The following is a 21,731-nucleotide window of genomic DNA, read 5'->3' as shown; positions in this document are numbered from 1 at the left end:
GGCTGCACACAGCGCCCTGAACCCGCCAACGACCCGTAACCGGTTATCCGGCAAAGACCGGTGGCACGGGCGGTCGGAGGGACGCTCCCCCGCGCCGTGCACGCACCGTGCAGCTGCGGCCCATGGCCAAAACGCCCCGGCCAACCGTTTCCGCGCGGGGCGCATTTCCCGCGCCCTGTCCGGAAACGCGCCACGCGCTCGTACGACAGTTCGCACAAGGCAACGGCCGGTGGTCCGGCGCGCGTCCCGGCCGTTCCCTCGGGCCGTCCTACGGTGGACGCATGAAGGGAATCGTCATCGTCTACGAGTTCGACCGGCCGGTGACCGCGGCGGACGCGGCCGCGACCGGAGCGGAGACCTCCGCTCCCAACGTGGTGCACGCGGCGCCCACCGCCCCGGGGTCCTCCTCCGCCGGGCCGCGGACGTTCTGCGGCAGGGACACCTTCGACATGAAGAGCGCTCCGTGGCAGCCCTCGGCCGACTCGTGGTACCCCCCTGAGTACGCCGACCGGGTGTGCGCCGCCTGCGACACCGCCATGGAGGACGAGTTCTGAGGCTCCCGCGCGGGTTGCGACGCTCCCGCCCGCGGCGGCGGACCGGGACACGGACGGGGCGGTGACGGGGCCGGGGCCTCATGTGCCCGGGGCGCGGGGCGGCCGACGGTAGGAGGGCAAGGCCCTTCGGGCGACGACCTCCCCGGGCCACGGCCCGTCTGCGAGCCCCGTGATGACCTCCCCGCTTCCGTCCGTGACCCTCGACCGGAGCATCGGCTCCGGCCTCGCGTCCTTCCCGCTGCAGGTACGGGCCGGGCCCGCCTCGTGGGACGAACTGTCCGGTGCGCTCGCGCGTCTGGGGGCCGAGTGCTTCGTGCTGCTGACCGACCCCGGCGTCCCCGTGGCCCACGTCGAGCGCGTGGGCCGCCTCCTGCGGGCCGCCGCTCCCACCCGCCTCGTGACGACGGCGGCCCCCTTCGCCGTCCCGTCCGGCTCGGTGGTCGTCGCCCTGGGCGGCACCGGCGTCCTCGACGCCACCGCCGCACCGGCGGCCCGCTCCGGCCGGCGTCCCGTGCTGCTGCCCACCACGCTGCCCGCCATGACGGACACCGCGCTGTCGCTGGCCGGCCCGGCCGGGCCGCGGCCGGTGCCCGCGCTGGTCCGCGCGCAGCTGGAGTTCCTCGACACGCTGGCACCCGGCGTCGTCCGGCCGGGGCTGTACGCCGTGGTGCGCAACGTCCTGTCGGTGTGCCCCGCCTCCTACGACCAGGTGGGCGCCCGGCTGCGCCCCGACGGCCGGTACGACCGGCGGGCCCTGGCCTGCTTCCTCGCCCTGTGCGCCGACGCCCGTACCACCCTGACCTGCTACGACCCGCTCGAAGAGGGGCCCGGCGGGGTGCTGCGGTACGGGCATGCGGTGGCCGGCGCGCTGCGCCTGCTCGGGGTGGGCGCGCTGCGCTACGGCGACGCCGTCGCGCTCGGCATGCTGGTGGCCGCCCGGTGCGCCCGTCGGCTGGGGCTGCTGGGCGCGGACGACGAGCGCGCCCACCGTGAGCTGCTCGCCCGCTGGGGCGCCCCCGCCGTCCTGCCCTCCCCCCTGACCGCGGACGACGTCCTGCGGGCCCTGTGGCAGCAGGGCACGGACACGGTCGGCATGGTCCTGCTGGAGGGCCTGGGCCGGCCGCACGTCCACGCGGGCCGCACGGTCACGCAGGTCGGCCGGGACGCACTGCGCTCGGGCCTGGCGGCGACCGCCCCGGCCACCGCCGCGGTGCCGGCACCCGCGGCCGGGACACGGCCGGGACCGCCGGCTCATGTGCCCGGGACGCCGGGACGGCCAGCGTGGTGAGGGACGCATCCCTCCCGGCCCCGGCCGGACCCCCGCCCTTCGTGAAGGAGACCACCGTGACCTCCGCCCCGACCTCCCCCGCCCACCACGGCCTGTTCACCTCCGGCGAGCCCGTGCGTTCCTGGACCGTGAGCACCGCCAAGCCCGTCCGCTACGAGGTGGGCTTCGCGCCGGGCCTGCTGGACCCCGCCAATCCCGCACTCGCCCGGGCCGGGGCACCGCCCGGCGGCCCGGCGCCCGCCCGCCGGCTGCTCGTCGTCGAGAGCACGGTCGACGCGCTGTACGGCGAGCGCATCCGCGCCTACTGCGCGGCCCGCGGCCTGGAGACGGCCGTCCACGTGCTGCCCGCCCACGAGCGGCTGAAGACCATGGACGCGGTCTTCTCCGTGGTCGAGGCGATGGACCGCTTCGGCGTCTCCCGCCGCAGCGAGCCCGTCGCCGCCGTCGGCGGAGGCGTGCTGATGGACGTCGTCGGCCTGGCCTGCAGCCTGTACCGGCGCAGCACCCCCTACGTCCGCGTCCCCACCACGCTGATCGGGCTGGTCGACGCGGGCGTGGGCGCCAAGACGGGGGTGAACTTCGGGTCGTACAAGAACCGCCTCGGCAGCTACCACCCGGCCGCGCAGACCCTGCTGGACCCGGCCTTCCTGCGCACCCTCGACCGGCGGCACGTCAGCAACGGCGCCGCCGAGATCCTGAAGATGGCCCTGATCAAGGACAGGGCCCTGTTCCGCCTGCTGGAGCGCTGCGGTGCCCGGCTGATAGCCGGGCGCTTCCAGGACGGGGCGGCCCGGGAGGTGCTGTGCCGGGCCGTGCACGGCATGCTGCAGGAGCTGCAGGGCAACCTGTGGGAGCACGACCTGGAGCGGATCGTCGACTACGGCCACTCCTTCAGCCCCACCCTGGAGATGCGCGCCCTGCCGGAGCTGCTGCACGGCGAGGCCGTCTGCCTGGACATGGCCCTGACCACGGTCGTCGCCGAACGGCGCGGCCTGATGCGGCCGTCGGAGCGGCGCAGGGTCCTCGCGACGATGCGCGACCTGGGGCTGCCCGTGTGGCACCGGCTGTGCACGCCGGAGGTCCTGGGCGAGGCACTGGCCGACACGGTCCGCCACCGCGACGGCAGCCAGCGCCTGCCGCTGCCCCGCGGGATCGGCCGGGCCGTGTTCGTCGACGACGTCACCCCGGACGAGCTGGCGAGCGCCGCCGGCGTCCTGAGGGACCATCACCAACGCACCGGGGAGGCCCGCGATGCGTGAGGCAGTCGTCGTCGCCACCACCGGCGACCCGGCCGACGTCTACGGCGTGCACGCCGCCGCGGGCCACTCCCGCTGGACGTGCCTGGCCCGGCGCACCGGGCTGCACGGCGACTGGGAGGCCGTCGAGTGGGCGTGGCTGCCCCCGGGCGGCGTCAGCGGCGAGCACCGGCACACCCGCACCGAGGAGGTGTACTTCGTCCTGACCGGCGCGGGCGAACTCACCCTGGACGGCCGGCCCCGGCCCGTCGCGCCGGGCACGACCGTCCTGACGGCGGCCGGCAGCCGGCACGGCCTGCGCACCACCGGCCGCACACCGCTGTCCTGGCTCGTCGTCGAGCTTCCTGTACCCCGCCCCCTCCAGGAGACCGCCATGCACGCCACCGGCAACCCCCGCAGCACCGTCGTCACCGACCTGTCCCGCAACGGCCCGCTCGATGCCTCCACCGTGCTCGGCGGCCCGCTGCGCACCGTGCGCGTCACGCGCCTGCCGCCGGGCGCCACCGGCGACTTCGACTGCACGGGCGCGGAGCACACCGTGTACGTCACCGCAGGCGCCGGCACGGCGCGGGCCGGCGGAGCGCGCGTGCCGCTCGCCCCCGGGGTCTGCCTGACTCTGCCGCTGGGCACCGGGGCCCGCCTGCGGGCCGGCGCCCGCGGCCTGGAGTACTTCCACGCCGTCCTGGCCGTCCCCACCGAGGAGCAGCAATGATCGTCCATGCGAGCCGGCAGCCGACGGTCCTCCTCGCCGCCGGGCGGGCGGGCGTCCGCATCCGCTGCCTGGCCCGGCGCGGCATGCTGCACAGCGAGTGCGAGGCCGTCGACCGGGTCGGCCTGGCGCCCCACGCGCGCTACGACCTCGCCGGCCGCGCCGGCACCGAGGCGGCCTGGTACGTGCTGCGCGGCCCGGTCACCGCCGAGGGCAGCCCGCCCCTCCCGCTGCGCGACGGCGACCTGCTCCTGGCGCCCAGGGGCGAGGACGTCGCCCTGCGCGCCGGGCCGAGGGGCGCCGAGCTGCTGTGCCTGACCCTGACCCCGCCCGCCGTCACCCGCCGTCTGCCGCCGCGCAGCCCGGACCTGACGAACGAAGTCCCGAAGGAGCCGACATGACCTCCACCGCCACCACTGCCCGCACCCGCCGCCCCGGTGTCCCCGGCGTGCGCGGTGTCCACCACGTCGCCTTCACGGTGCCCGACCTCGACGAGGCGGTCGACTTCTTCACCGGCGTCCTGGGCGCCGAGACGGCCTACCGCACCGGACCCATCGGCGACCCCGGCGGCGACTGGATGCGCCGCCAGCTCGGCGTCCACCGGCGCTGCACCGTGCACATCGCGATGCTGCGCCTGGGCCCCACCCTCAACATCGAGCTGTTCGCCTACAGCGGCCCCGGCAGGCGCCGGCGGATGCCCGGCAACAGCGACGTCGGCGGCCACCACCTCGCCCTGTGGACCGACGACTTCGACACCTCCGTCCGCCACCTGACCGCGACCCCGGGCGTACGGATGCTCGGCGAGCCGCAGCGCGTGGACGAGGGGCCCATCCGCGGCACCCGGTGGGTCTACCTCACCACCCCCTGGGGCCTGCACCTCGAACTCGTGCACGCCCCGGACGACCTGCCCTACCGGCGGCGGACCGGCGTACGGCTCTTCCAGCCGCCGGCCCCGGAGCACGGGAGCGGGCCGTGACCGGCATCTGGGGACCGGGCACCCCGCCCGTGGTCCGGGACGACGCCGCGCGCTACGCGGCCGACGTCGTCATTGTCGGCTCCGGTGCCGGAGGGGCGAGCACGGCCTGGGCCCTGGCCCGAACCGCTGCTCGCGTCCTGGTGGTCGAGCGCGGCGGGTTCCTGCCCCGCGAGGCGGCCAACTGGTCGCCGCAGGCGGTCTTCGGCGACGGCCGCTACCGCAACGCCGAGCCCTGGCACACGGCCCGCGGCCGGGCCTTCACCTCCGCCGCGCACTACTACGTCGGCGGCACGACCAAGGTCTACGGGGCGAGCCTGCCGCGGATGCGCGAGAGCGACTTCGCGGCGGTCGAGCACCTGGAGGGCACCTCCCCGGCCTGGCCCTTCGGCTACGCCGAGCTGGAGCCGTTCTACGCCGAGGCCGAGCGCCTGTACCGGGTGCACGGCCGCACCGGCCACGACCCCACCGAGCCCGCCCGCTCCGGCCCCTACCCGCACCCGCCGGTCGCCCACGCCCCGGTGATCGCGGAGCTGGAGGGCCGCCTGCGCGACCAGGGACTGCACCCCCACCCGCTCGAACTGGGCATCGACCTGGCCGACGGCGGCACGTGCGTGCGCTGCGGCACCTGCGACGGCTTCCCCTGCCGCGTCGGCGCCAAGAGCGACGCGGAGACCCGCGCCCTGCGCCCGGCCCTGCGCTCCCCCACCGTACGACTGCTCACCCACACGTACGTCACGCGGCTGCGCACCGACCCCGCCGGGCGCACGGTCACCGCCGTCGAGGCCTCGCGCAACGGCCACCCGGTCCTCATCACGGCCGGCACGGTCGTCGTCTCCTGCGGCGCCGTCAACTCCGCGGCGCTCCTGCTGCGTTCGGCCAGTGGCGCGCACCCCGGCGGGCTGGCCAACGGCAGCGGTCTGGTGGGCCGCAATCTGATGCTGCACCACAACAGCATGCTGATGGCCGTCGATCCGCGCAGCCGCAACCCCGTCGTCTTCCAGAAGACCCTCGCCGTCAACGACTTCTACCGCGCCGGGGCCCGCACGCCCCATCCGCTGGGCAACCTCCAGCTGATGGGCAAGGTCCACCCGGCGGCGATGGCCACCGCCCATCCCCACGTGCCCCGCCGGGTCCTCGCCGCACTGGCGGACCGCAGCGTCGACTGGTGGCTGATCTCCGAGGACCTGCCGAGCCCGGACAACCGCGTGCTGCTCGGCCCCGGCGGGGGCATCGTCCTCGACGTGCGTCCGGTGGGCGCCCGCGCCCACCGGCAGCTGGTCCGCGCGGGGGCGCGGATGATGCGGCGCGCCGGCTACCCGCTGGTGCTCGGCCACCGCATGGGCATCGAGCACACCGGCCACCAGTGCGGCACGACGGTGGCCGGGCGCGATCCGGCCACCTCGGTGCTGGACCCCTTCTGCCGCAGCCACGAGGTGCCCAACCTCTTCGTCGTGGACGGCGGGTTCTTCCCCTCGTCGGCCGCCGTCAACCCCACCCTGACCATCGTCGCCCAGGCCCTGCGCACGGCCCGCCTGGCCGTGCTGCGGCCGTGAGCGCATCCGAGGAGCCCGTCATGTCACTGCACCGTCTGTCCTCCGTCACCATCGGGGTCCCCGACCCCGCCGCAACGGCCCCCTACTACGCGGAACTCGGCCTGCGCCGGGACACCCACGGCTGGTTCTCCACCCGCGACGGGGGCCGCCAGCTGCGGATCGTGCCCGCCCCCACCCGCCGCCTGGTCGAGATGCGCGTCGGCGTCGACGACCCCGACGACCTGGCCGCGGCCGCCGCCCGGCTGGGCCGCATGGGCGTGGCCGCCGTGCGCGGGCCCGGCGAGCGGCTGACCGCCGCCGACCCCGCCACCGGGGCGCGCGCCGTGCTGCAGGTCGAGCCGCGCCCGGCGGTGCCGGCCGCGCCGCCCACCCCGTACAACGGGCCCGGGCGCGCGGAGCGCACCGCCGGCCGGGCCCCGGGCGTGGTGCGCGCGCACCCGGTGCGGCCCAGCAAGCTGGGCCACGCCGTGCTCGGCACCCCCGAGCCGCCGACGACGGCGGCGTTCTTCGGCGACGGCCTCGGCTTCAAGGTCAGCGACTCCCTCGGCGACGCCGGGGCGTTCCTGCGCTGCTCGACCGACCACCACAACATCCTGGTGCTGGCGGCGCCGGTGCCCTTCCTGCACCACACCTCCTGGCAGGTCGACGACGTCGACGACATCGGGCGCGGCGCGATGGCCATGCTCCGGGACCACCCCGAGCGGCACATCTGGGGGTTCGGCCGGCACCACATCGGGTCCAACTTCTTCTGGTACCTCAAGGACCCGGCGGGCAACTTCACCGAGTACGACTCCGACATGGACTGCATCGTCGACGACCAGCTGTGGGATCCGGAGGTCTTCGACGTCAACGAGAGCTTCTTCAGCTGGGGGCAGCCGCCCCCGCCCTCGTGGATCGCGCCCGAGGACCTCGCGGCGCTGATGACCGGCACGCACACCGCCCGCTGAACCGCACGCGCGGCCGCCCGGGGCGAGCAACAAAACGAGAGATCGCCCCGGGCGGCGGCTAGCGTCGGTCTGTGAGACCGCAAGACGAGGACGCCGTCATGCCCCGTGTCCTGATCGTCGACGACCATCCGCTCTTCCGCGACGGCCTGCGGACGGCCCTGGAGGCCACGGGCGGCGCCACCGTCGTCGCCGAGGCCGCCACCGCCGGGGAGGTGCTCGACGCCGTGGCCCGCGAGCGTCCCGACGTCGTCGTCATGGACCTGGCCCTGCCCGACGGCTCCGGCATCGACGTCACCCGGCAGCTGGCGCAGCGCCACCCCGGGCTGCCGGTGCTGATGCTGACCATGTCCGACGACGACGGCAGCCTGCTGGCGGCCCTGCAGGCCGGTGCCCGGGGCTACCTCGTCAAGGGGGCGGGCGCCGGCGAGGTGCTGCACGCGGTGCGCACGGTGGCCGCCGGCGGCGCGGTGTTCGGCCCTCGGACGGCGGCCCGGCTGACCGCGCTGCTGCAGGAGGGCCGGCGGCACGACGCCGAGCGGCTCTTCCCGGCGCTGACGGCGCGGGAGACCGAGGTGCTGCAGCTCATCGCCCGCGGGCTGGACAACCGGCACATCGCCCGGGAGCTGGTGCTGTCGGAGAAGACGGTCCGCAACCACGTCACGCACGTCTTCGACAAGCTCCAGGTGACCACCCGCGCCGAGGCCGTGGCCCGGGCACGGGACGCGGGCCTGGGGGACGAGGACTGACGGGCCGCGCCATGGCCCAGAACGCAGCCGGGCGCACCGGGCGCGCACTGACCTTCGGGGCGTACGGGCTGACGGTGGCCGCCGCGGTGCTCTGGGCCGCCCTGGCCCTGGCCCACCTCCACGACGCGCGGCTGGCCCCGTACATCGTGCAGCGGGGGCCGTCGGTGGTGGCCGCGACGGGCGTGGTCCTGCTGGGGTCGTTCATGGCGGCCCATCGCCCGCGCAGCGTGCTGGGCCCGCTGCTGATCGTGCCCGGGACCGCGAACGTCGTCTCGGACGCCGCGACGCTGGCCGCCTCCATCGCCTCCGTCCCCCGGGCCGGCAGCGACGCGCTGGCCGCCTTCTCGGTGGCCTCCTACGCCATGGCGGCCTTCACCTTCTACGTGCTGCCGCTGTACCTGCCGAGCGGCGAGCTGCCCCGCCTGCGGATCTGGCGCCCGTACGTGGCGCTGCTGGCCGCCTGGAGCGTGGTGCACGCCTTCGCCGACCGGATCGCCGCGCGCACCTACACGCTGCCCGACCCCACGCTGGACGACGGCTGGGGGCGCCTGCGGTCGTTCCTGACCGACCACGTGCCCGTCGTGCTGCCCATGACGGGCATTCTGCTGACGAGCCTGACCGTGATGGTCGTGCGGTGGTGGCGGGAACCGGACCCGCGCCAGATCGTGCCGATCGTGCCGTACCTGCTGTGGCTGGTGATCGTCTACGTCAACCACGTCGTGCCGCTGAAGGGGGCGCTGTGGTCCCTGGCGTACACGGTGGCGGCCCTGTGGCCGTTCTGCGCGGTGTACGCCATCCGCCGCGACCGTTCGCGGCCGCTGGACCGCGCCACCCGCAAGGCGCTCGCCTCGCTGCTGCTGACCGCCGGCCTGGTCACCGTGTTCACCGGCGTCTCCCTGCTGGCGCTGCACGCGGTGCCGGGCAGGGCGGGCACGGGCACCCTGGCGGCGGAGGCCGTCGGGCTGGGCCTGGGGGTGCTGCTGTACCCGTGCGCCCGCCTGGCCCTGCGGGCGGTGGACCGCATCTACTACGGCGACCGCGCCCGTCCGTACCAGGTGGTGCGGGAGCTGTCCCTGCGGCTGAGCGGTGCGGCCGCGCCCGCGCAGGCGCCGCGGCTGCTGTGCGACACGGTGGTGACGACCCTGCACCTGCCGGGCGCCGCGGTGGTGCTCGACACCCGTGGCGGGCCCCGCACCCTGGCCACGGCCGGTGCGCCGGTGCCCGGGTCGGACGGCTTCCCGCTGACGTTCGAGGGCAGTGTCATCGGCCGCCTGCACGTCGCGCCGCGCACCGGGGAGCGGGCCCTGGACCCGCAGGACCGGGAGGTGCTCCGCTCGCTCGCCGACCAGGCCTCGCCCGCCCTGGCCTCGCTGCGGCTGTACGAGGACCTGCGGGCCGCCCGCGAGCGCATGGTCCTCGCCCGCGAGGAGGCGCGCCGCACCCTGCGCCGCGACCTGCACGACAGCCTGGGACCGGCCCTGTCGGGGGCACGGCTGCAGGTGGACGGCGCGCGGTACGCGGTGCCGGCGGACTCGGCGGCCGCCCGGCCGCTGGAGAGCGCCTCCGAGGGCATCGGCGCGGCCATCGCCGAGCTGCGCCGGATCTCCGCCGGCCTGGCACCCGCCGCCCTGGACCGGGGCGGGCTGGGCGGCGCGCTGCGGCAGCTGGCGGACCGCTTCCGGCACCGACTGGAGGTGGACGTGCGCTTCGCACCGGACCCGCTGCCGGCCCTGCCGGCGGCCGTCGAGGTCGCCGTGTACCTCATCGGCGGCGAGGCGCTCAACAACGTCGTCCGGCACGCGGGGGCGCGGGCCGTGGTGCTGGCCGTGCGCGTGGTGCCCGACGAGGTCACGATCGAGGTGCGCGACGACGGGCGCGGGCCGCCGCAGGACCCGCCGCGCACCGGCGTCGGCATCGGCTCCCTGCAGGAGCGGGCCGCCGAGCTCGGCGGACGGTTCACGCTGGAGCCGGGCGAGACGGGAGGAGCGGTGGCCCGGGCGTCGTTCCCGCCGGTGGCCGGGCCGTTCCCGGGCTGACCACGCACACCGGGTGCACGACCGTTCACATGTACCCCGCCCGGTAGGCGGGTTCCCCCGCCGCCCACGGGTAGGCATCCGCCATGGCCACCCCGCGCCGGCTGCTGCTGCCCGTGCTCCTCTCCCTGCTCGCCCTCCTCGGCGCGGCCGCCCCGGCGCCCGCCGAGGATCCCGCGGTCGTCACCACGGACCGGGGACAGGTGCGCGGCACGGTCGGCGACCACGGCCGGGCCTTCCTGGGGATCCCGTTCGCCGCGCCGCCGGTGGGCGAGCGGCGATGGCGGCCCCCGCAGCCGGCCGCGGCCTGGAGCGGCGTGCGCGACGCCACCCGCTTCGCCGGGGCGTGCGCCCAGCCGGCCCGCCCGGTGCTGGGCACCGAGGAGTCGGTCAACGAGGACTGCCTCTACCTGAACGTCTTCACCCCGCCCTCGGGCGGCGCCGGCCGGCCCGTGCTCGTGTGGTTCCACGGCGGGTCCTTCATCTCCGGGTCGGCCGCCCACTACGACGCCCGGCGCCTGGCCGTGACCGGCGACATGGTCGTCGTCACCGCCAACTACCGGCTGGGCGCCTTCGGCTTCCTGGCCCACCCGGGCCTGACCGCCGAGGACCCGGACGCCGGCTCCGGCAACTACGGCCTGCTCGACCAGCAGGCCGCGCTGCGGTGGGTGCGCTCCAACGCGGCCGCCTTCGGCGGGGACCCGGGCCGCGTCACCGCCGGCGGCCAGTCCTCGGGCGGCCTGAGCGTGTGCGGCCACCTCGTCTCGCCGCCGGCCCGCGGCCTGTTCGCCCGCGCCCTCGTGCAGAGCGCGCCGTGCGGGGTGGCCTCCCGGCCGCTCGCCGAGGCGCAGAGCACGGGCACCGGTTTCGCGACCGGGGCGGGCTGCCTGGGCACCGGCCCGGCCGTCGTGGCGTGCCTGCGGTCGAAGACCGCGGCCCAGCTGCTGAAGGTGCCGACCACCGGCGCCGCGCCCTGGTGGCCGGTCTCCGGCACCCCTGTGCTGCCGGAATCACCGGGCGAGGCCGTCGCGGCGGGCCACCAGGCCCGGGTGCCGGTGCTCACCGGCAACACGCTCGACGAGGGCACCATCGGCTCGGTGCTGCTGGAGTCCGCCGGCGTCCATCTGAACGCCGTCACCTATCCGGTGGTGCTCACCACCCTGTTCAAGCTGGACGGCCCGCGGGTCGCGGCGCACTACCCGGGCTCGCGCTACGGCGGCGACTACCGTCTGGCGTTCGGCGCGGCCTTCGGCGACTACCTGGTCGCCTGCCCCACCCGCCGGGCCGCGCAGTCGCTCGCCGCCGGGGCCCCGGGCGGTGTCTACGGCTACGAGTTCGCCGACCGCTCCGCGCCCGACCTCTACCACGGCGACCCCGGCTTCCCGCTCGGCGCCTACCACGGGGCGGAGATCCCGTACCTGTTCGACTACCTGGCGGCGGATCCCGTCCGCCTCGACCCGGCGCAGACGCGGCTGGCGCAGGCCATGACGGCCTCTTGGGCCCGGTTCGTCGCCGGCCGGCCCCCGGCCGGCGACACCTGGCCGCCGGTCGCGGCGGGCCCGTACCGGCCGATGTCCCTGGCCCTGGACGCGATCACGCCGCGCACCGACTTCGAGGCCGGTCACCAGTGCGACTTCTGGGCAACCGTGCCGGGCCCGACGTCCCAGGGCCCGACAGCAACGGAGGTCCGCCTCCCCACCCCGGCGCGCAGCGCCCCTTCGGGGCGCTAGTCGCGGCGGTGGTCCCAGCCGAGGACGTTCCGCTCGGGCGGGCGCTTGTAGACCTCTCCTCGCGCGATTTCCCGGTCGTTCTCGACCTTCGCCGCCCGCTCCTGCCGCTCGCGTTCCTGCGCGGTCGGCTCGTGGACGTCCCGGTGCCTTTTCTTCCACAGCCCGGCCATGACCGCTCCCGCCTTTCCTGCGGAGATCTCCTCCCCTTCCAGCGTCACACCGGGCCGTGGTTCACACCAGTTCGGGTTGCGGTTCCGGGTGCCGTACCGGTACGGCGGTCCGCGGTTCCCATTGCCTGGTGGTCCGTACATAGCCGTAGATCACCGAGGCCATCGCCAGAAGGACGAGGGGACCGGACAGCCACGGGTTCCCTGCCATCTGCATCGGCAGGAAACGGAAGGCCAGCAGGAGCACGGTGAAGACCGTCGCGCCGTAAACGGCCAGCAGAATCCCCGACCGTTCCCACCCGCGTGCCTGCGCACGCAGGGCCACCTCGATCGTGAGCGTGAAGACCACGCCGGTGACGATGTCCGTGCCGTAGTGGTAGCCGAATCCCAGCGTCGCGCCCAGGGTGGTGATCAGCCAGAACGCGCCGAAGAAGCGCAGCAGCCGCGGGCCCTTGCGGGAATGGATGAATATCGCGGTGGCCCAGGCCGTGTGCAGGCTGGGCATGCAATTGCGCGGTGTGAAGTCGTTGAACGGCATGAGATGCGGCGCGCTGATCGGCGTCGCCGTGTCCGGCCACAGGTTGGCCACCGCCCAGTGGCCGCCGTCGGCGCCGTAGGCGAAGATCGGCCCGACCACCGGGAAGATCATGTAGATGGCCGGTCCGAGCAGGCCGATCACCAGGAAGGTGCGCACCAGGTGATGGGCCGGGAAGCGGCGTTCGGCCGCGACGTTGCGCAGTTGGTAGAACGAGACGAGAACCGCCGCCACCGCGAGCTGGATGTAGACGTAGTCGAGAAGATGCCCGCCGATCGGGCCGGTGGCCCTGACGAACCGGCCCACGAACCACGACGGATTGCCCAGGGCGTGATCGGCGACCGCCACGTACTGGTCGAGGACCATGGGACGCGTCTTGGAGGTGATCAGCAGCCAGGTGTCACCGGTCTTGCGGCCGGTCACCAGCAACAGCCCCAACCCGACGCCCTTGAGCAGCAGCGCGCGTTCCCGGCCGGTGCGACGCGTGACGGCGATGACCGCGTACCCCAGCACCACCCACAACGCACCGTTTCCGAACATCATCTTGGCGTCGAAAATCCACCGCACCAGGAAAAAGACGACGTCGATTCCGACTGCGACACCGGCCGCGATGAACCGCTGCCGCCACGGCAGCACCACCATCATCAACGCCATGCTGCCGTACAGCAGCGGCCCCGATTTCGGAGCGAAAACCACCTCGCGCGCCTGGTTGGTGATCGGCCCCCGCATGCCGTAATGACGTGCGGCTATTTCCAGCGCGATGACGAATCCGAGGGCCACCACACTCACAGCGGCCCACAGAATTACGCGCGGCTGGCGCCAGGCGGCGACCGCCATTCTGTTATTTATTCGCGATGATATGGATGTCAATTATTCGGCCGTTTGCTAGACGTTGGACAAATGGTTGTTCATCGTGCTGGAGAGCACGTTTCCGGCTGAGTACGGGCGATGAGGGTGATCACCGCGAGTCCGAACATGCTATCGGGGTGGCGGGCGGCGGGGTTCGCGGGCTCTTCGTTAAGATCCACCAAGCTGCGGGGGAGGGGGGTTCGGCATGGCGACGCGGACAGCGGAGGGGCCGGAGCACGTGGGGCCGTTCCGGACGGTCGGGGTACTCGGTCAGGGCGGCATGGGGCAGGTCCTGCTCGGGGTCGCACCGGACGGGCGGCTGGTGGCCGTCAAGCGGGTGCACGCCGATCTGGCGGAGGATCCGGGCTTCCGTTCCCGGTTCCGGCGGGAGGTGGACGCCTCCCGGCGCGTGTCCGGCGCCTACACCGCGCCGGTCGTCGACGCCGACCCGGATGCGCCGACCCCCTGGCTGGCCTCTCGTTTCCTTGCGGGACCCACGCTGGGCGAGGCGCTGGACGCCGGCGGGGCACTGCCCGAGGAAACGGTCCTGCTGCTCGCCGCCGGGCTCGCCCGGGCCCTGGAGGACATCCACCGGGCCGGGCTCGTGCACCGTGACCTCAAGCCCTCGAACGTGCTCCTGACCGAGGACGGCGTCCGGGTCGTCGACTTCGGCATCGCGCGGGCGGCCGACCACGACACGAAGCTGACCCGCACGGGCGCGCTGATCGGCTCGCCCGCGTTCATGTCGCCCGAGCAGGTCCGGGGCGAGCAGCCCGGCCCGGCGAGCGACGTCTTCTCCCTCGGTGTCACGCTGGTCACGGCCGCCACCGGTCGCAGCCCCTTCGCCGGCAACTCGCCGCTCGCCCTCATGCACGCCGTCGCCCACGACCTGCCCGACCTGGCCTGCGTACCGCCCCGGCTGCGCCGGATCGTCGAGCCCTGTCTGGCCAAGGACCCGGCCGCCCGGCCGACCCCCGGACAGCTGCTCGGCCTGATCGGGCCGCTCGCCCCCGCCGCGCGTCCGTGGCCCGCGGTGGTGTACGAACGGATCGCCGAGCGCCGGGCCTGGGCGGAGCGGCTCGCGGCCACGGCCGGCTCCCCGGCCGCACCCACCACGCCTCCACCCGTCACGACCCCGCCCATCACGACCCCGCCCATCACGCCCGCGCCGCGCCGCCGCCCCCGGTGGCGGATCCCCGCGATCGCGGCGGGTGCGGTGCTCGCGACGGTGGCGGGCATCGTGCTGGCGCTCGGCCCGGCCGACCTGTACGAGGAGGTCTTCCCCGAGCCCGTGCCGACCCCCGGCTCGACGCCGCTCGCCCAGGTTCCGGACAAGTACACGAAGACGGTCCCGTCCTGCGTGCAGAACCGCCGCGGCATGACGGCCCCGGCCGGTTTCGGCGAACCCACGGGCAACTTCCCCGACACGGTGTGGCAGCAGTCCGACGGCAACGGACACACGCATCCGTCGACCACGTGCGTCTGGACCACCCGCTCGGGTGACCAGATCTACCTCTCCTGGGACCTCTTCCTCTCCCGCCCGGGCGGTCCCACCGGCGCCGAGCAGGCGAAGAAGCACTACGAGGGCTTCTACGTGCGGTCCTCGACCCCGCGCGACCCGGGCATCGGCGTCGTGGAGGAGGGCATGTGGCTGAAGAACTCCGACGAGAACAACTGCACGCTGTACGCCCGGGACGGCAACCTGGCCCTCTTCGTCGCGGTCAAGGGCATCCACTACCCGAAGGGCCGGTGCGAGGACCTCACCAAGGACATGGCCCGCCAGGGCGTCGCGGCGGTGGCGACCCTGTGAGCGCCTCGCACCCGCTGCCGGAGAAGGCCGGACCGTACCTCCTGCTGACCGAGCTCGGCCGGGGCGGCATGGGCCGCGTCCTGCTCGGCGTCGCGCCGGACGGCCGGCCGGCGGCCGTGAAGCTGGTGCACGCCCGGCACGCGGCCGACGACGGCTTCCGCGCCCGCTTCCGGCGCGAGGTGGCGGCCTCGCGGAAGGTGTCCGGCGCCTACACGGCGGCCGTCCTGGACGCCGACGCGGACGCGGAGCAGCCGTGGCTGGCCTCGGTGTTCGTGGCCGGCCCCGCACTGGGTACGGCCGTCGAGCGCGGCGGCCCGCTGCCGCAGGACGCCCTGCACCGCCTGGCGGTGGGGCTGGCGGCGGCCCTGGGCGAGATCCACCGGGCCGGTCTCGTCCACCGCGACCTCAAGCCCGAGAACGTCCTGCTCGCCGAGGACGGCGCCCGGGTCATCGACTTCGGCATCGCACGGGCGGCCGAGGCGGGGGACGCGACCGAGCTCACCGGCACCGGCTGGGTCGTCGGCTCGCCGCCGTACATGTCGCCCGAGCAGGCGGAGAGCCGGGAGCTGACCGGGGCGAGCGACGTGTTCTCACTGGGGTCGGTGCTCGTGCTGGCGGCGACCGGACGCAGCCCGTTCGCCGGCCCGTCCGCCCTCCAGACGCTCTACAACGTCGTCCACACCGAGCCCGACCTGAGCGGGGTGCCGCAGTCCCTGTACGGGATCGTCGCGCGCTGCCTGGCCAAGGACCCGGCCGCCCGGCCCGCCCCGGCCGAACTGCTCACCCTGCTGGGGCCGGTGGCCCCGGCGGCCCGGCCGTGGCCGCCGGCCGTGCACCGCATGATCGACGAGCAGCGGGCCCGCGCCGAGGGCCTGCTGGCGGGCGACCCCGAGCGCACGGCCCTCCTGCACCGCGCCGCCGCCCCGCCGACCGCGGTCCTCACCGCGCACGCCCCCGCCCCGCCGGCACGCCCTCGGCGCACCGTGACGTGGGTGGCGGCGGGGGCGGTGCTCGCGGCGGGCCTCGGCGTGGGGGCGTACCTGCTGCTGCGCGGCAACGACGACGGGAGCGGCGGCCCGCCGGACAAGTACGTGACGATGCCGGTGTGCTCGGAGGCCGTGGCCGGGCTTCCGCTGCGGGAGGAGCGGCGCAAGGACAAGGACGTCTCCCAGGAGAGCCCCGAAAGCGCGAAGACCGAGTGCTCCTGGTACGGCAAGGACCGGCCCCAGCCGGACGGCTGGAACTACTCCCCCAGCGCCGCTGTCACCTGGGAGCTGCAGCGCTCGGAGCAGCGCAAGAACGGCACGCAGAAGCAGCGGCGGGAGTTCGACGGCAGCGCGAGGAGCGGGCGTCCGGCCGGCGGTCTCGGCTTCGGTGACGCGGCGTACTGGACGACCTACGAGAAAAGCTACGAGAAGGGCTGCCAGCTCAACGTGCGCGACGGCAATCTCGTGGTGCGGGTCTTCCTGGACGGCACCGAGCACGCCTCCTGCGAGACCGAGGCACAGGGCATCGCGCAGGCCGCCCTGGCGGCCATGCCGTCGGCCGCGGGCTGAGGGCCCGACGTCGTCACCGCACGCCGCCCGGCTCCTCCAGCGGGCCCGGCAGGCGCACGCCGAGCGCGGCGATGTCGTCGTCGAGGGCTCCCCCGCTGTAGCGCAGGAGGTCGCGGTGCAGGGCGTCGAGCAACTGGCGGGGGTGGTCGGGGGACTGCCGGCTCATCCAGGCGGCCAGCGGGAAGAAGTCGCCGGTGCCGTTGCGGGCCTCGGTGACGCCGTCGGTGTACAGCAGCAGCAGGTCGCCGGGGGTGACGTCGAAGGTGTCGACGCTGTAGTTGTCGCCGATGAGGTCGGCGAGGTCGACCAGCGGCGAGGGGGAGCTGGGTTCGAGGACGAGCAGCTCCTTGCGCTTGAGCAGCAGCGGCGGAGGGTGCCCGCAGTTGAGGACGCGGACTCCGGCGCCCTCGTGGGGGATCTCGACGAGGAGGACGGTGGCGAAGCGCTCCATCATGTCGTCGGGCGGGAACGCGGCGCTGTAGCGGGTGCTGCTGGCCTCCAGGCGGCGCGCGATGCTGGCCAGATCCGCCTCGTCGTAGGCGGCCTCGCGGAAGGAGTTGACGATCGCCGCGGCCGAGCCCACCGCCGGCAGCCCCTTGCCGCGCACGTCGCCGATGAGCAGCCGGACGCCGTGCCGGGACTCGACGACCTCGTAGAAGTCGCCTCCGATGCGGGCCTCGGCGGCGGCCGCGAGGTACAGGGATTCGATCTCGATGCCCGCGCAGCGGCGCGGCATGGGGCTGAGGACGACCTGCTGGGCGGCGTCGGCGACGAGCCGGACCTGGAAGAGGGTGCGTTCCCGCAGGAGCCGCACGTGGCTTCCGTAGGCGGCCGCCACGGTGACGGCGACGATCCCCGCGGAGGTCCACCACGTGTTCAGGCCGGGGAAGACGAAGCCGAGGCCGATCGTGAGGAAGAGGCAGACCGTGCCCAGCAGGACGGTGGGCAGCACGGGCCACATGGCGGCGGCGAAGGCGGGGGCCGCGGGGAGCAGGCGGCTGAAGGCCATGCTCGGCGGGGTGGCGTACGCCAGGCCCGCGATGACGACGGTCAGGACCACGGGGGACAGCAGCGTGAGCCGCCTGCGGCCGGGGCGACGACGGGACCTCGGCCCTCCTGACTTGATCACGATTCATAGCATATCTACACACAGTGAACATAGCGCCCTGATGCCAGCAGTCGGCGGACATCCGGTGCGAACAAGCGATCGATGACGCTCGCCAGGGCGTCCCACCGGGGGCGGGCGGCGGGGCGCACGGGCGCGCCGAGGCGCTGGGCCGCCGGGGTGAGGAGGAGGCGAGCGCCGGGGAAGCCGTGCTTCCCCGGCGCTCGCCCGTTCCGGCGTGCTTACGGCGCCATCTCGTAGGCGCCCGCCAGCGCCTCCACGCGCTCCCAGACCCGTGCCGAGCGGGCCGCGTCGACCACGGGGCGGCGCACGGCGCCCAGGGCCCAGGTCTGCTGCTGCTCGGTGGCGGAGTCCTTGCCGTGCAGCTCGACGGCGTAGGCGGAGAAGTCGCGGACGAGGACGGCGAACAGCTCGTCGAGCACGTCCTGCTCGGCGCCGGTCAGGGCGGCCTGCTCCAGGATCAGCTGGCCGTGCACGACGAGGGCGAAGAGCTGGCCGACGGCGAGCAGCAGGTCCAGGTCGCGGCTCTGCTCCTTGTCGGGGGCGGCGGTGGTGACGAAGGTGCACAGGGCGTCGGCCTGCTCACGGAAGCGGGCGACGTTGGGCAGGTGCGCGTAGCCGTCGTAGGCGGTGCGCCAGTCGTGGAAGCGCACCGCGCCCAGGCCGCGGGCCGGTCCCTGCCGGAAGAGGAAGGCGTCGTCGGCGGCGTCGAGGCGCGTGGGGACGGGCGCGTACTCGGCCGGGTTCAGCAGGTGGTTGCCCATGAACTTCAGGATCAGGGCGAGGTTGACGTGGACCGTGCCCTCCAGCTTCGGCAGGCCGCGGATCTCGCTCGCGGCCTGGGCGAAGTAGGTGTCCTTCTCGAAGCCCTTGGCGGCGATCACGTCCCACATGAGGTCGATGACCTTCTCGCCCTCGGTCGTCACCTTCATCTTCGTCATGGGGTTGAAGAGAAGGTAGCGGCGGTCGTCGGGGCCGGCGGTGCGGAAGTAGTCCACCGCGCGGTCGCTGAAGAGCTTCATGCCGACGAGGCGGACGTAGGCGTCGGTCAGCTCGCGGCGCACGTGCGGGAAGGCGGTGACGGGGCGGCCGTAGAGGATGCGGTTGTGGGCGTGGGTGACGGCCTCGTACATCGCGTGCTCGCAGATGCCGATGGAGGCGGTGCACAGGTTGAACTTGCCGACGTTGACGGTGTTCAGGGCGGCGTCGAAGGCGGCCTGGCCGATGTGCAGGACGTCCTCGGCGGCGACGGGGTAGTTCTCCAGGCGGAACTCGCTGACGTACTTCGAGGAGTCGACCACGTTCTTCACGAGGTGGTACGCCTCGTGGCGGCTGTCGGCGGCGAAGAAGACGTAGCCGTCGGGGCCCTCGACGTCGGTGCGGCGGCCGAAGACGGAGACGAGGCCGGCGGCGTTGCCGTTGCCGATGTAGTACTTCGAGCCGGTGGCGCGGAAGCCGCCCTCGCCGTCGGGCTCCAGCAGCATGTCGGTGGAGTAGATGTCGGCGCCGTGGGTCTTCTCCGACAGGCCGAAGGCGAACACCTCGCCCTGGTCGAGCAGTTCGGCGGCGCGGGTGCGGGCGGCGGCGTTGTCGCTCTGCCAGACCGGGCCGAGGCCGAGGATGGTGACCTGCCAGGCGTACCAGTAGTCGAGCCCGTAGAAGCCGAATATCTCGTTGAGGGCGGCGATGCGGGCGGTGTCCCAGCGCTTGTCCGCGCTGTCGCCGGCGGCCGCGGCGGGGGTGAGGAAGGTCGCGAACAGGCCCTCCTTGGCGGAGAAGGCGAGGAAGTCGGACAGCCAGGCGCGGGAGCGGTAGTCCTCGATCAGCTTGCGCTTGCCGCGCGCCTCGAACCAGTCGACGGTGGCGCGCAGCAGGCGGCGGGTCTCGGGGTCGAAGTGCGCCGGGTCGTAGGTGCGCGGGTTGAACAGGAGCTGGTCGGCCATGACTGGTCGCCTTTCCGGCTGGGTCGGAGGGTGGTGGATGGTCGGGTGGCGCTGTCGGTGGGGGTGCGGTCCTACGGGCGGGGGCCGCGGTCCTACGGGCCCGGGCGCTCGGCGGCCCGCGCCGCCCGGATGCGGCGGAGGGTGGCGAGCACGTCCTCCAGCCAGGCGAGCGTCATCCGCTCGTAGGCGATGCCGCCGCGCAGCACGACGTGCTGCAGCTCCTGCATGTCGTCCAGGGGCGCGGGGGCGTCGGGCCCGGTGAAGTCGCGCGACTGCCCCGCGAGGTAGTGCGCCAGGCGTTCGGAGTGCAGCTGGTGGTAGCGCTCGACCTGGCGCATCAGGGCGGACGGGTCGTCGAAGGCGGCGCCGCGGATCTTCACGGCGAGGTCGTGCCGGACGCTCTCGGGCTCGATCGGCTCGTGCAGCCATGCGGCGAGCGCGGCCCGCCCGGGGCCGGCCACCGCGTAGTGCTTCTTGTCCGGCCGGCCCTGCTGCGCCACCTCGCGCGCCTCGACCCAGCCGTCGCCCTCCATCCGCTTGAGGACGCGGTAGATCTGCTGGTGGGTCGCGGTCCAGAAGTAGCCGATGGAGCGGTCGAACCGCCGGGCCAGCTCATATCCGGAGCCCGGCTTCTCCAGCAGGGAGACGAGGATCGCGTGCTCGAGCGCCATACGCCGGATCCTCTATGCAACTCGTTTCATAGGCAAGAGGGCCCCGGCGCGGTGAGACGCGGCTCACGCACGGCCCGGCGCGCCGGTATCGGCTATCTTCGACGCCGATCGGATCAACGGACCGGATCGACAGGGGTGGGGCGGGGCATGTCGCAGGAGCCTTGGGCGGAGTTGGGGGAGACCGTCGGCGCGATCCGCGCCCAGTTGCAGCAGGCCATGCAGGACGGCCGGGACGAGCCGCTGAAGTTCACGGTGGGCCCGGTGGAGCTGGAGATGACCGTGGCCGTGAAGAAGGAGGCCGGGGCGCGGACGAAGGTGTTCGTCCTGCCGTGGACCGGCGAGGCCGACGGCAGACGGACGTCGGAGCGCACCCACCGGATCACCTTCACCCTCCAGCCCGTCGACGCCGACGGCGAGGACGCGAAGATCTCCGGCAGCATGGACGGGCTGCCGGAGTAGGCCGGTGGAGCGGGCACGGGTCGTGGAGGTCTGGGCGCCGTCCGGGGACCGCCACCGCGTCGGCACCGGCTACCTGATCTCCTCCCGGCTGGTGCTCACCGCCCGGCACGCGGTGGCGGACACCCCGGCGCAGGGGCAGGTCAAGGTGCGGCTCCTGGACCCCGGAGGCGGGACGACGTGGATGGCGGCCGAGCGGGTCTGGCCCACCGGCCCCGTCGACCTCACCGCGCACCCCGAACAGGAGGGCGCACTGCTGCGGATCGTCGATCCCGCGTGGCGGCCCCCGGCCGGGGAGCCCGTACGGTTCGGCCGGATCGCCGGCGAGGCCCGCGTGCCGTGCCTGGGGCTGGGCTTCCCCGACGCCGCCACGGACCGCGCGCGGCCGAGGCGACGCGACACCCTGGCGGTGCGCGGCCATGTGGACCCCTTGCACGCGCTCAAGTCCGGCATGGTCACCGTGCACGTGGACACGGGCATCGTCCCCCGGCGCGCGGCCGGTGGGGGCTCCCACTGGAGCGGCGCCTCGGGCACGGCCGTCTTCTGCGGCCCTTTGCTGGTGGCCGTTCTGGCCACGGACCGGAAGATCGCGGACACCGCGAACGTCCTGGACGCCGTCCCCGTCACCTCGCTCCTCGCCCTGCCGGGCTTCCGCCGGGTTCTCGAGGAGGAGGGGATCCGCTGCTTCGCCGAGGACGTCCCCGCGCCCCTGAGCGGCGAAGAGGCGGCCGAGCCCGCGTACTCGCCCCTCGCGATGGCCCCCGTCTCCCGGGCCCACCGCACACGCACGGCCGCGGCGGCCGGTGCCGCGGCCGTCGTCGCGGCC

The 21,731-nt window shown here is 74.5% G+C and carries 19 protein-coding genes and 1 pseudogene; 15 read left to right on the top strand and 5 right to left on the bottom strand.

Annotated features, from left to right (window positions below):
• The first annotated feature begins 281 nt into the window (after window positions 1–281).
• From AC27L3_RS11525 to AC27L3_RS11475, 11 genes are all read left to right on the top strand, one after another.
• Window positions 282–554, top strand: coding sequence for a hypothetical protein (locus AC27L3_RS11525; protein ID WP_487233905.1), 273 nt, complete (start codon window positions 282–284; stop codon window positions 552–554).
• A 193-nt stretch (window positions 555–747) separates the two neighbouring features.
• Window positions 748–1,842 carry a 3-dehydroquinate synthase family protein gene (locus AC27L3_RS11520; protein WP_487233904.1) on the top strand — a complete coding sequence of 365 codons (1,095 nt, stop codon included), beginning with the start codon at window positions 748–750 and terminating at the stop codon, window positions 1,840–1,842.
• Between the two features lie 56 nt (window positions 1,843–1,898).
• Window positions 1,899–3,101, top strand: coding sequence for a sedoheptulose 7-phosphate cyclase (locus AC27L3_RS11515; RefSeq protein ID WP_487233903.1), 1,203 nt, complete (start codon window positions 1,899–1,901; stop codon window positions 3,099–3,101).
• A complete protein-coding gene (locus tag AC27L3_RS11510; RefSeq protein ID WP_487233902.1) occupies window positions 3,094–3,810 on the top strand; it encodes a cupin domain-containing protein in 717 nt (238 codons plus the stop codon). The genes AC27L3_RS11515 and AC27L3_RS11510 overlap by 8 nt, the downstream gene beginning before the upstream one ends.
• The gene (locus AC27L3_RS11505) at window positions 3,807–4,208 is read left to right on the top strand and encodes a hypothetical protein (RefSeq protein WP_487233901.1); all 402 of its coding nucleotides are present in this window, start codon (window positions 3,807–3,809) and stop codon (window positions 4,206–4,208) included. The genes AC27L3_RS11510 and AC27L3_RS11505 overlap by 4 nt, the downstream gene beginning before the upstream one ends.
• Window positions 4,205–4,783 carry a VOC family protein gene (locus tag AC27L3_RS11500; protein WP_487233900.1) on the top strand — a complete coding sequence of 193 codons (579 nt, stop codon included), beginning with the start codon at window positions 4,205–4,207 and terminating at the stop codon, window positions 4,781–4,783. The genes AC27L3_RS11505 and AC27L3_RS11500 overlap by 4 nt, the downstream gene beginning before the upstream one ends.
• On the top strand, window positions 4,780–6,336 hold the full coding sequence (locus tag AC27L3_RS11495) for a GMC family oxidoreductase N-terminal domain-containing protein (protein WP_487233899.1): 1,557 nt from the start codon (window positions 4,780–4,782) through the stop codon (window positions 6,334–6,336). Before AC27L3_RS11500 ends, AC27L3_RS11495 begins: the two co-directional genes overlap by 4 nt.
• Before the next feature lie 20 nt (window positions 6,337–6,356).
• The gene (locus AC27L3_RS11490) at window positions 6,357–7,283 is read left to right on the top strand and encodes a VOC family protein (RefSeq protein WP_487233898.1); all 927 of its coding nucleotides are present in this window, start codon (window positions 6,357–6,359) and stop codon (window positions 7,281–7,283) included.
• Between the two features lie 98 nt (window positions 7,284–7,381).
• Window positions 7,382–8,029 carry a response regulator gene (locus AC27L3_RS11485; RefSeq protein ID WP_487234188.1) on the top strand — a complete coding sequence of 216 codons (648 nt, stop codon included), beginning with the start codon at window positions 7,382–7,384 and terminating at the stop codon, window positions 8,027–8,029.
• An 11-nt stretch (window positions 8,030–8,040) separates the two neighbouring features.
• The gene (locus AC27L3_RS11480) at window positions 8,041–10,065 is read left to right on the top strand and encodes a GAF domain-containing sensor histidine kinase (protein WP_487233897.1); all 2,025 of its coding nucleotides are present in this window, start codon (window positions 8,041–8,043) and stop codon (window positions 10,063–10,065) included.
• 83 nt (window positions 10,066–10,148) lie between these two features.
• On the top strand, window positions 10,149–11,792 hold the full coding sequence (locus tag AC27L3_RS11475; RefSeq protein WP_487233896.1) for a carboxylesterase/lipase family protein: 1,644 nt from the start codon (window positions 10,149–10,151) through the stop codon (window positions 11,790–11,792).
• On the opposite strand, the gene AC27L3_RS11470 is transcribed toward AC27L3_RS11475, so the two are convergent.
• Entirely contained in the window at window positions 11,789–12,010 is a 222-nt protein-coding gene (locus AC27L3_RS11470; protein ID WP_487233895.1) for a hypothetical protein, read from the bottom strand. The genes AC27L3_RS11475 and AC27L3_RS11470 overlap by 4 nt on opposite strands.
• A gap of 13 nt (window positions 12,011–12,023) precedes the next feature.
• Complete coding sequence (locus AC27L3_RS11465; RefSeq protein ID WP_487233894.1) at window positions 12,024–13,331, bottom strand: phosphatase PAP2 family protein; 1,308 nt, start codon at window positions 13,329–13,331, stop codon at window positions 12,024–12,026.
• 217 nt (window positions 13,332–13,548) lie between these two features.
• Between AC27L3_RS11465 and AC27L3_RS11460 the strand changes: the two genes are divergently transcribed.
• Together AC27L3_RS11460 and AC27L3_RS11455 are read left to right on the top strand one after the other, a co-directional pair.
• Complete coding sequence (locus AC27L3_RS11460; RefSeq protein WP_487233893.1) at window positions 13,549–15,153, top strand: serine/threonine-protein kinase; 1,605 nt, start codon at window positions 13,549–13,551, stop codon at window positions 15,151–15,153.
• Window positions 15,150–16,709: a serine/threonine-protein kinase gene (locus AC27L3_RS11455; RefSeq protein ID WP_487233892.1), complete on the top strand. Its 1,560-nt coding sequence runs from the start codon at window positions 15,150–15,152 to the stop codon at window positions 16,707–16,709. Before AC27L3_RS11460 ends, AC27L3_RS11455 begins: the two co-directional genes overlap by 4 nt.
• A gap of 13 nt (window positions 16,710–16,722) precedes the next feature.
• Here the strand turns inward: AC27L3_RS11455 and AC27L3_RS11450 are convergent, their stop codons facing one another.
• From AC27L3_RS11450 to AC27L3_RS11440, 3 genes are all read right to left on the bottom strand, one after another.
• On the bottom strand, window positions 16,723–17,718 hold the full coding sequence (locus AC27L3_RS11450; protein WP_487234187.1) for a PP2C family protein-serine/threonine phosphatase: 996 nt from the start codon (window positions 17,716–17,718) through the stop codon (window positions 16,723–16,725).
• A 338-nt stretch (window positions 17,719–18,056) separates the two neighbouring features.
• Entirely contained in the window at window positions 18,057–19,778 is a 1,722-nt protein-coding gene (locus tag AC27L3_RS11445) for an acyl-CoA dehydrogenase family protein (RefSeq protein ID WP_487233891.1), read from the bottom strand.
• 92 nt (window positions 19,779–19,870) lie between these two features.
• Window positions 19,871–20,449, bottom strand: coding sequence for a PadR family transcriptional regulator (locus AC27L3_RS11440; RefSeq protein ID WP_487233890.1), 579 nt, complete (start codon window positions 20,447–20,449; stop codon window positions 19,871–19,873).
• 147 nt (window positions 20,450–20,596) lie between these two features.
• On the opposite strand from AC27L3_RS11440, the gene AC27L3_RS11435 reads away from it, so the two are divergent.
• Window positions 20,597–20,908: a trypco2 family protein gene (locus tag AC27L3_RS11435; RefSeq protein WP_487233889.1), complete on the top strand. Its 312-nt coding sequence runs from the start codon at window positions 20,597–20,599 to the stop codon at window positions 20,906–20,908.
• Between the two features lie 4 nt (window positions 20,909–20,912).
• Window positions 20,913–21,731, top strand: a pseudogene (locus tag AC27L3_RS11430) (hypothetical protein); the annotation flags it as partial.

The organism is Streptomyces sp. PKA51, from assembly GCF_057552455.1.
This window is presented reverse-complemented; position numbering and strand designations above follow the sequence as displayed.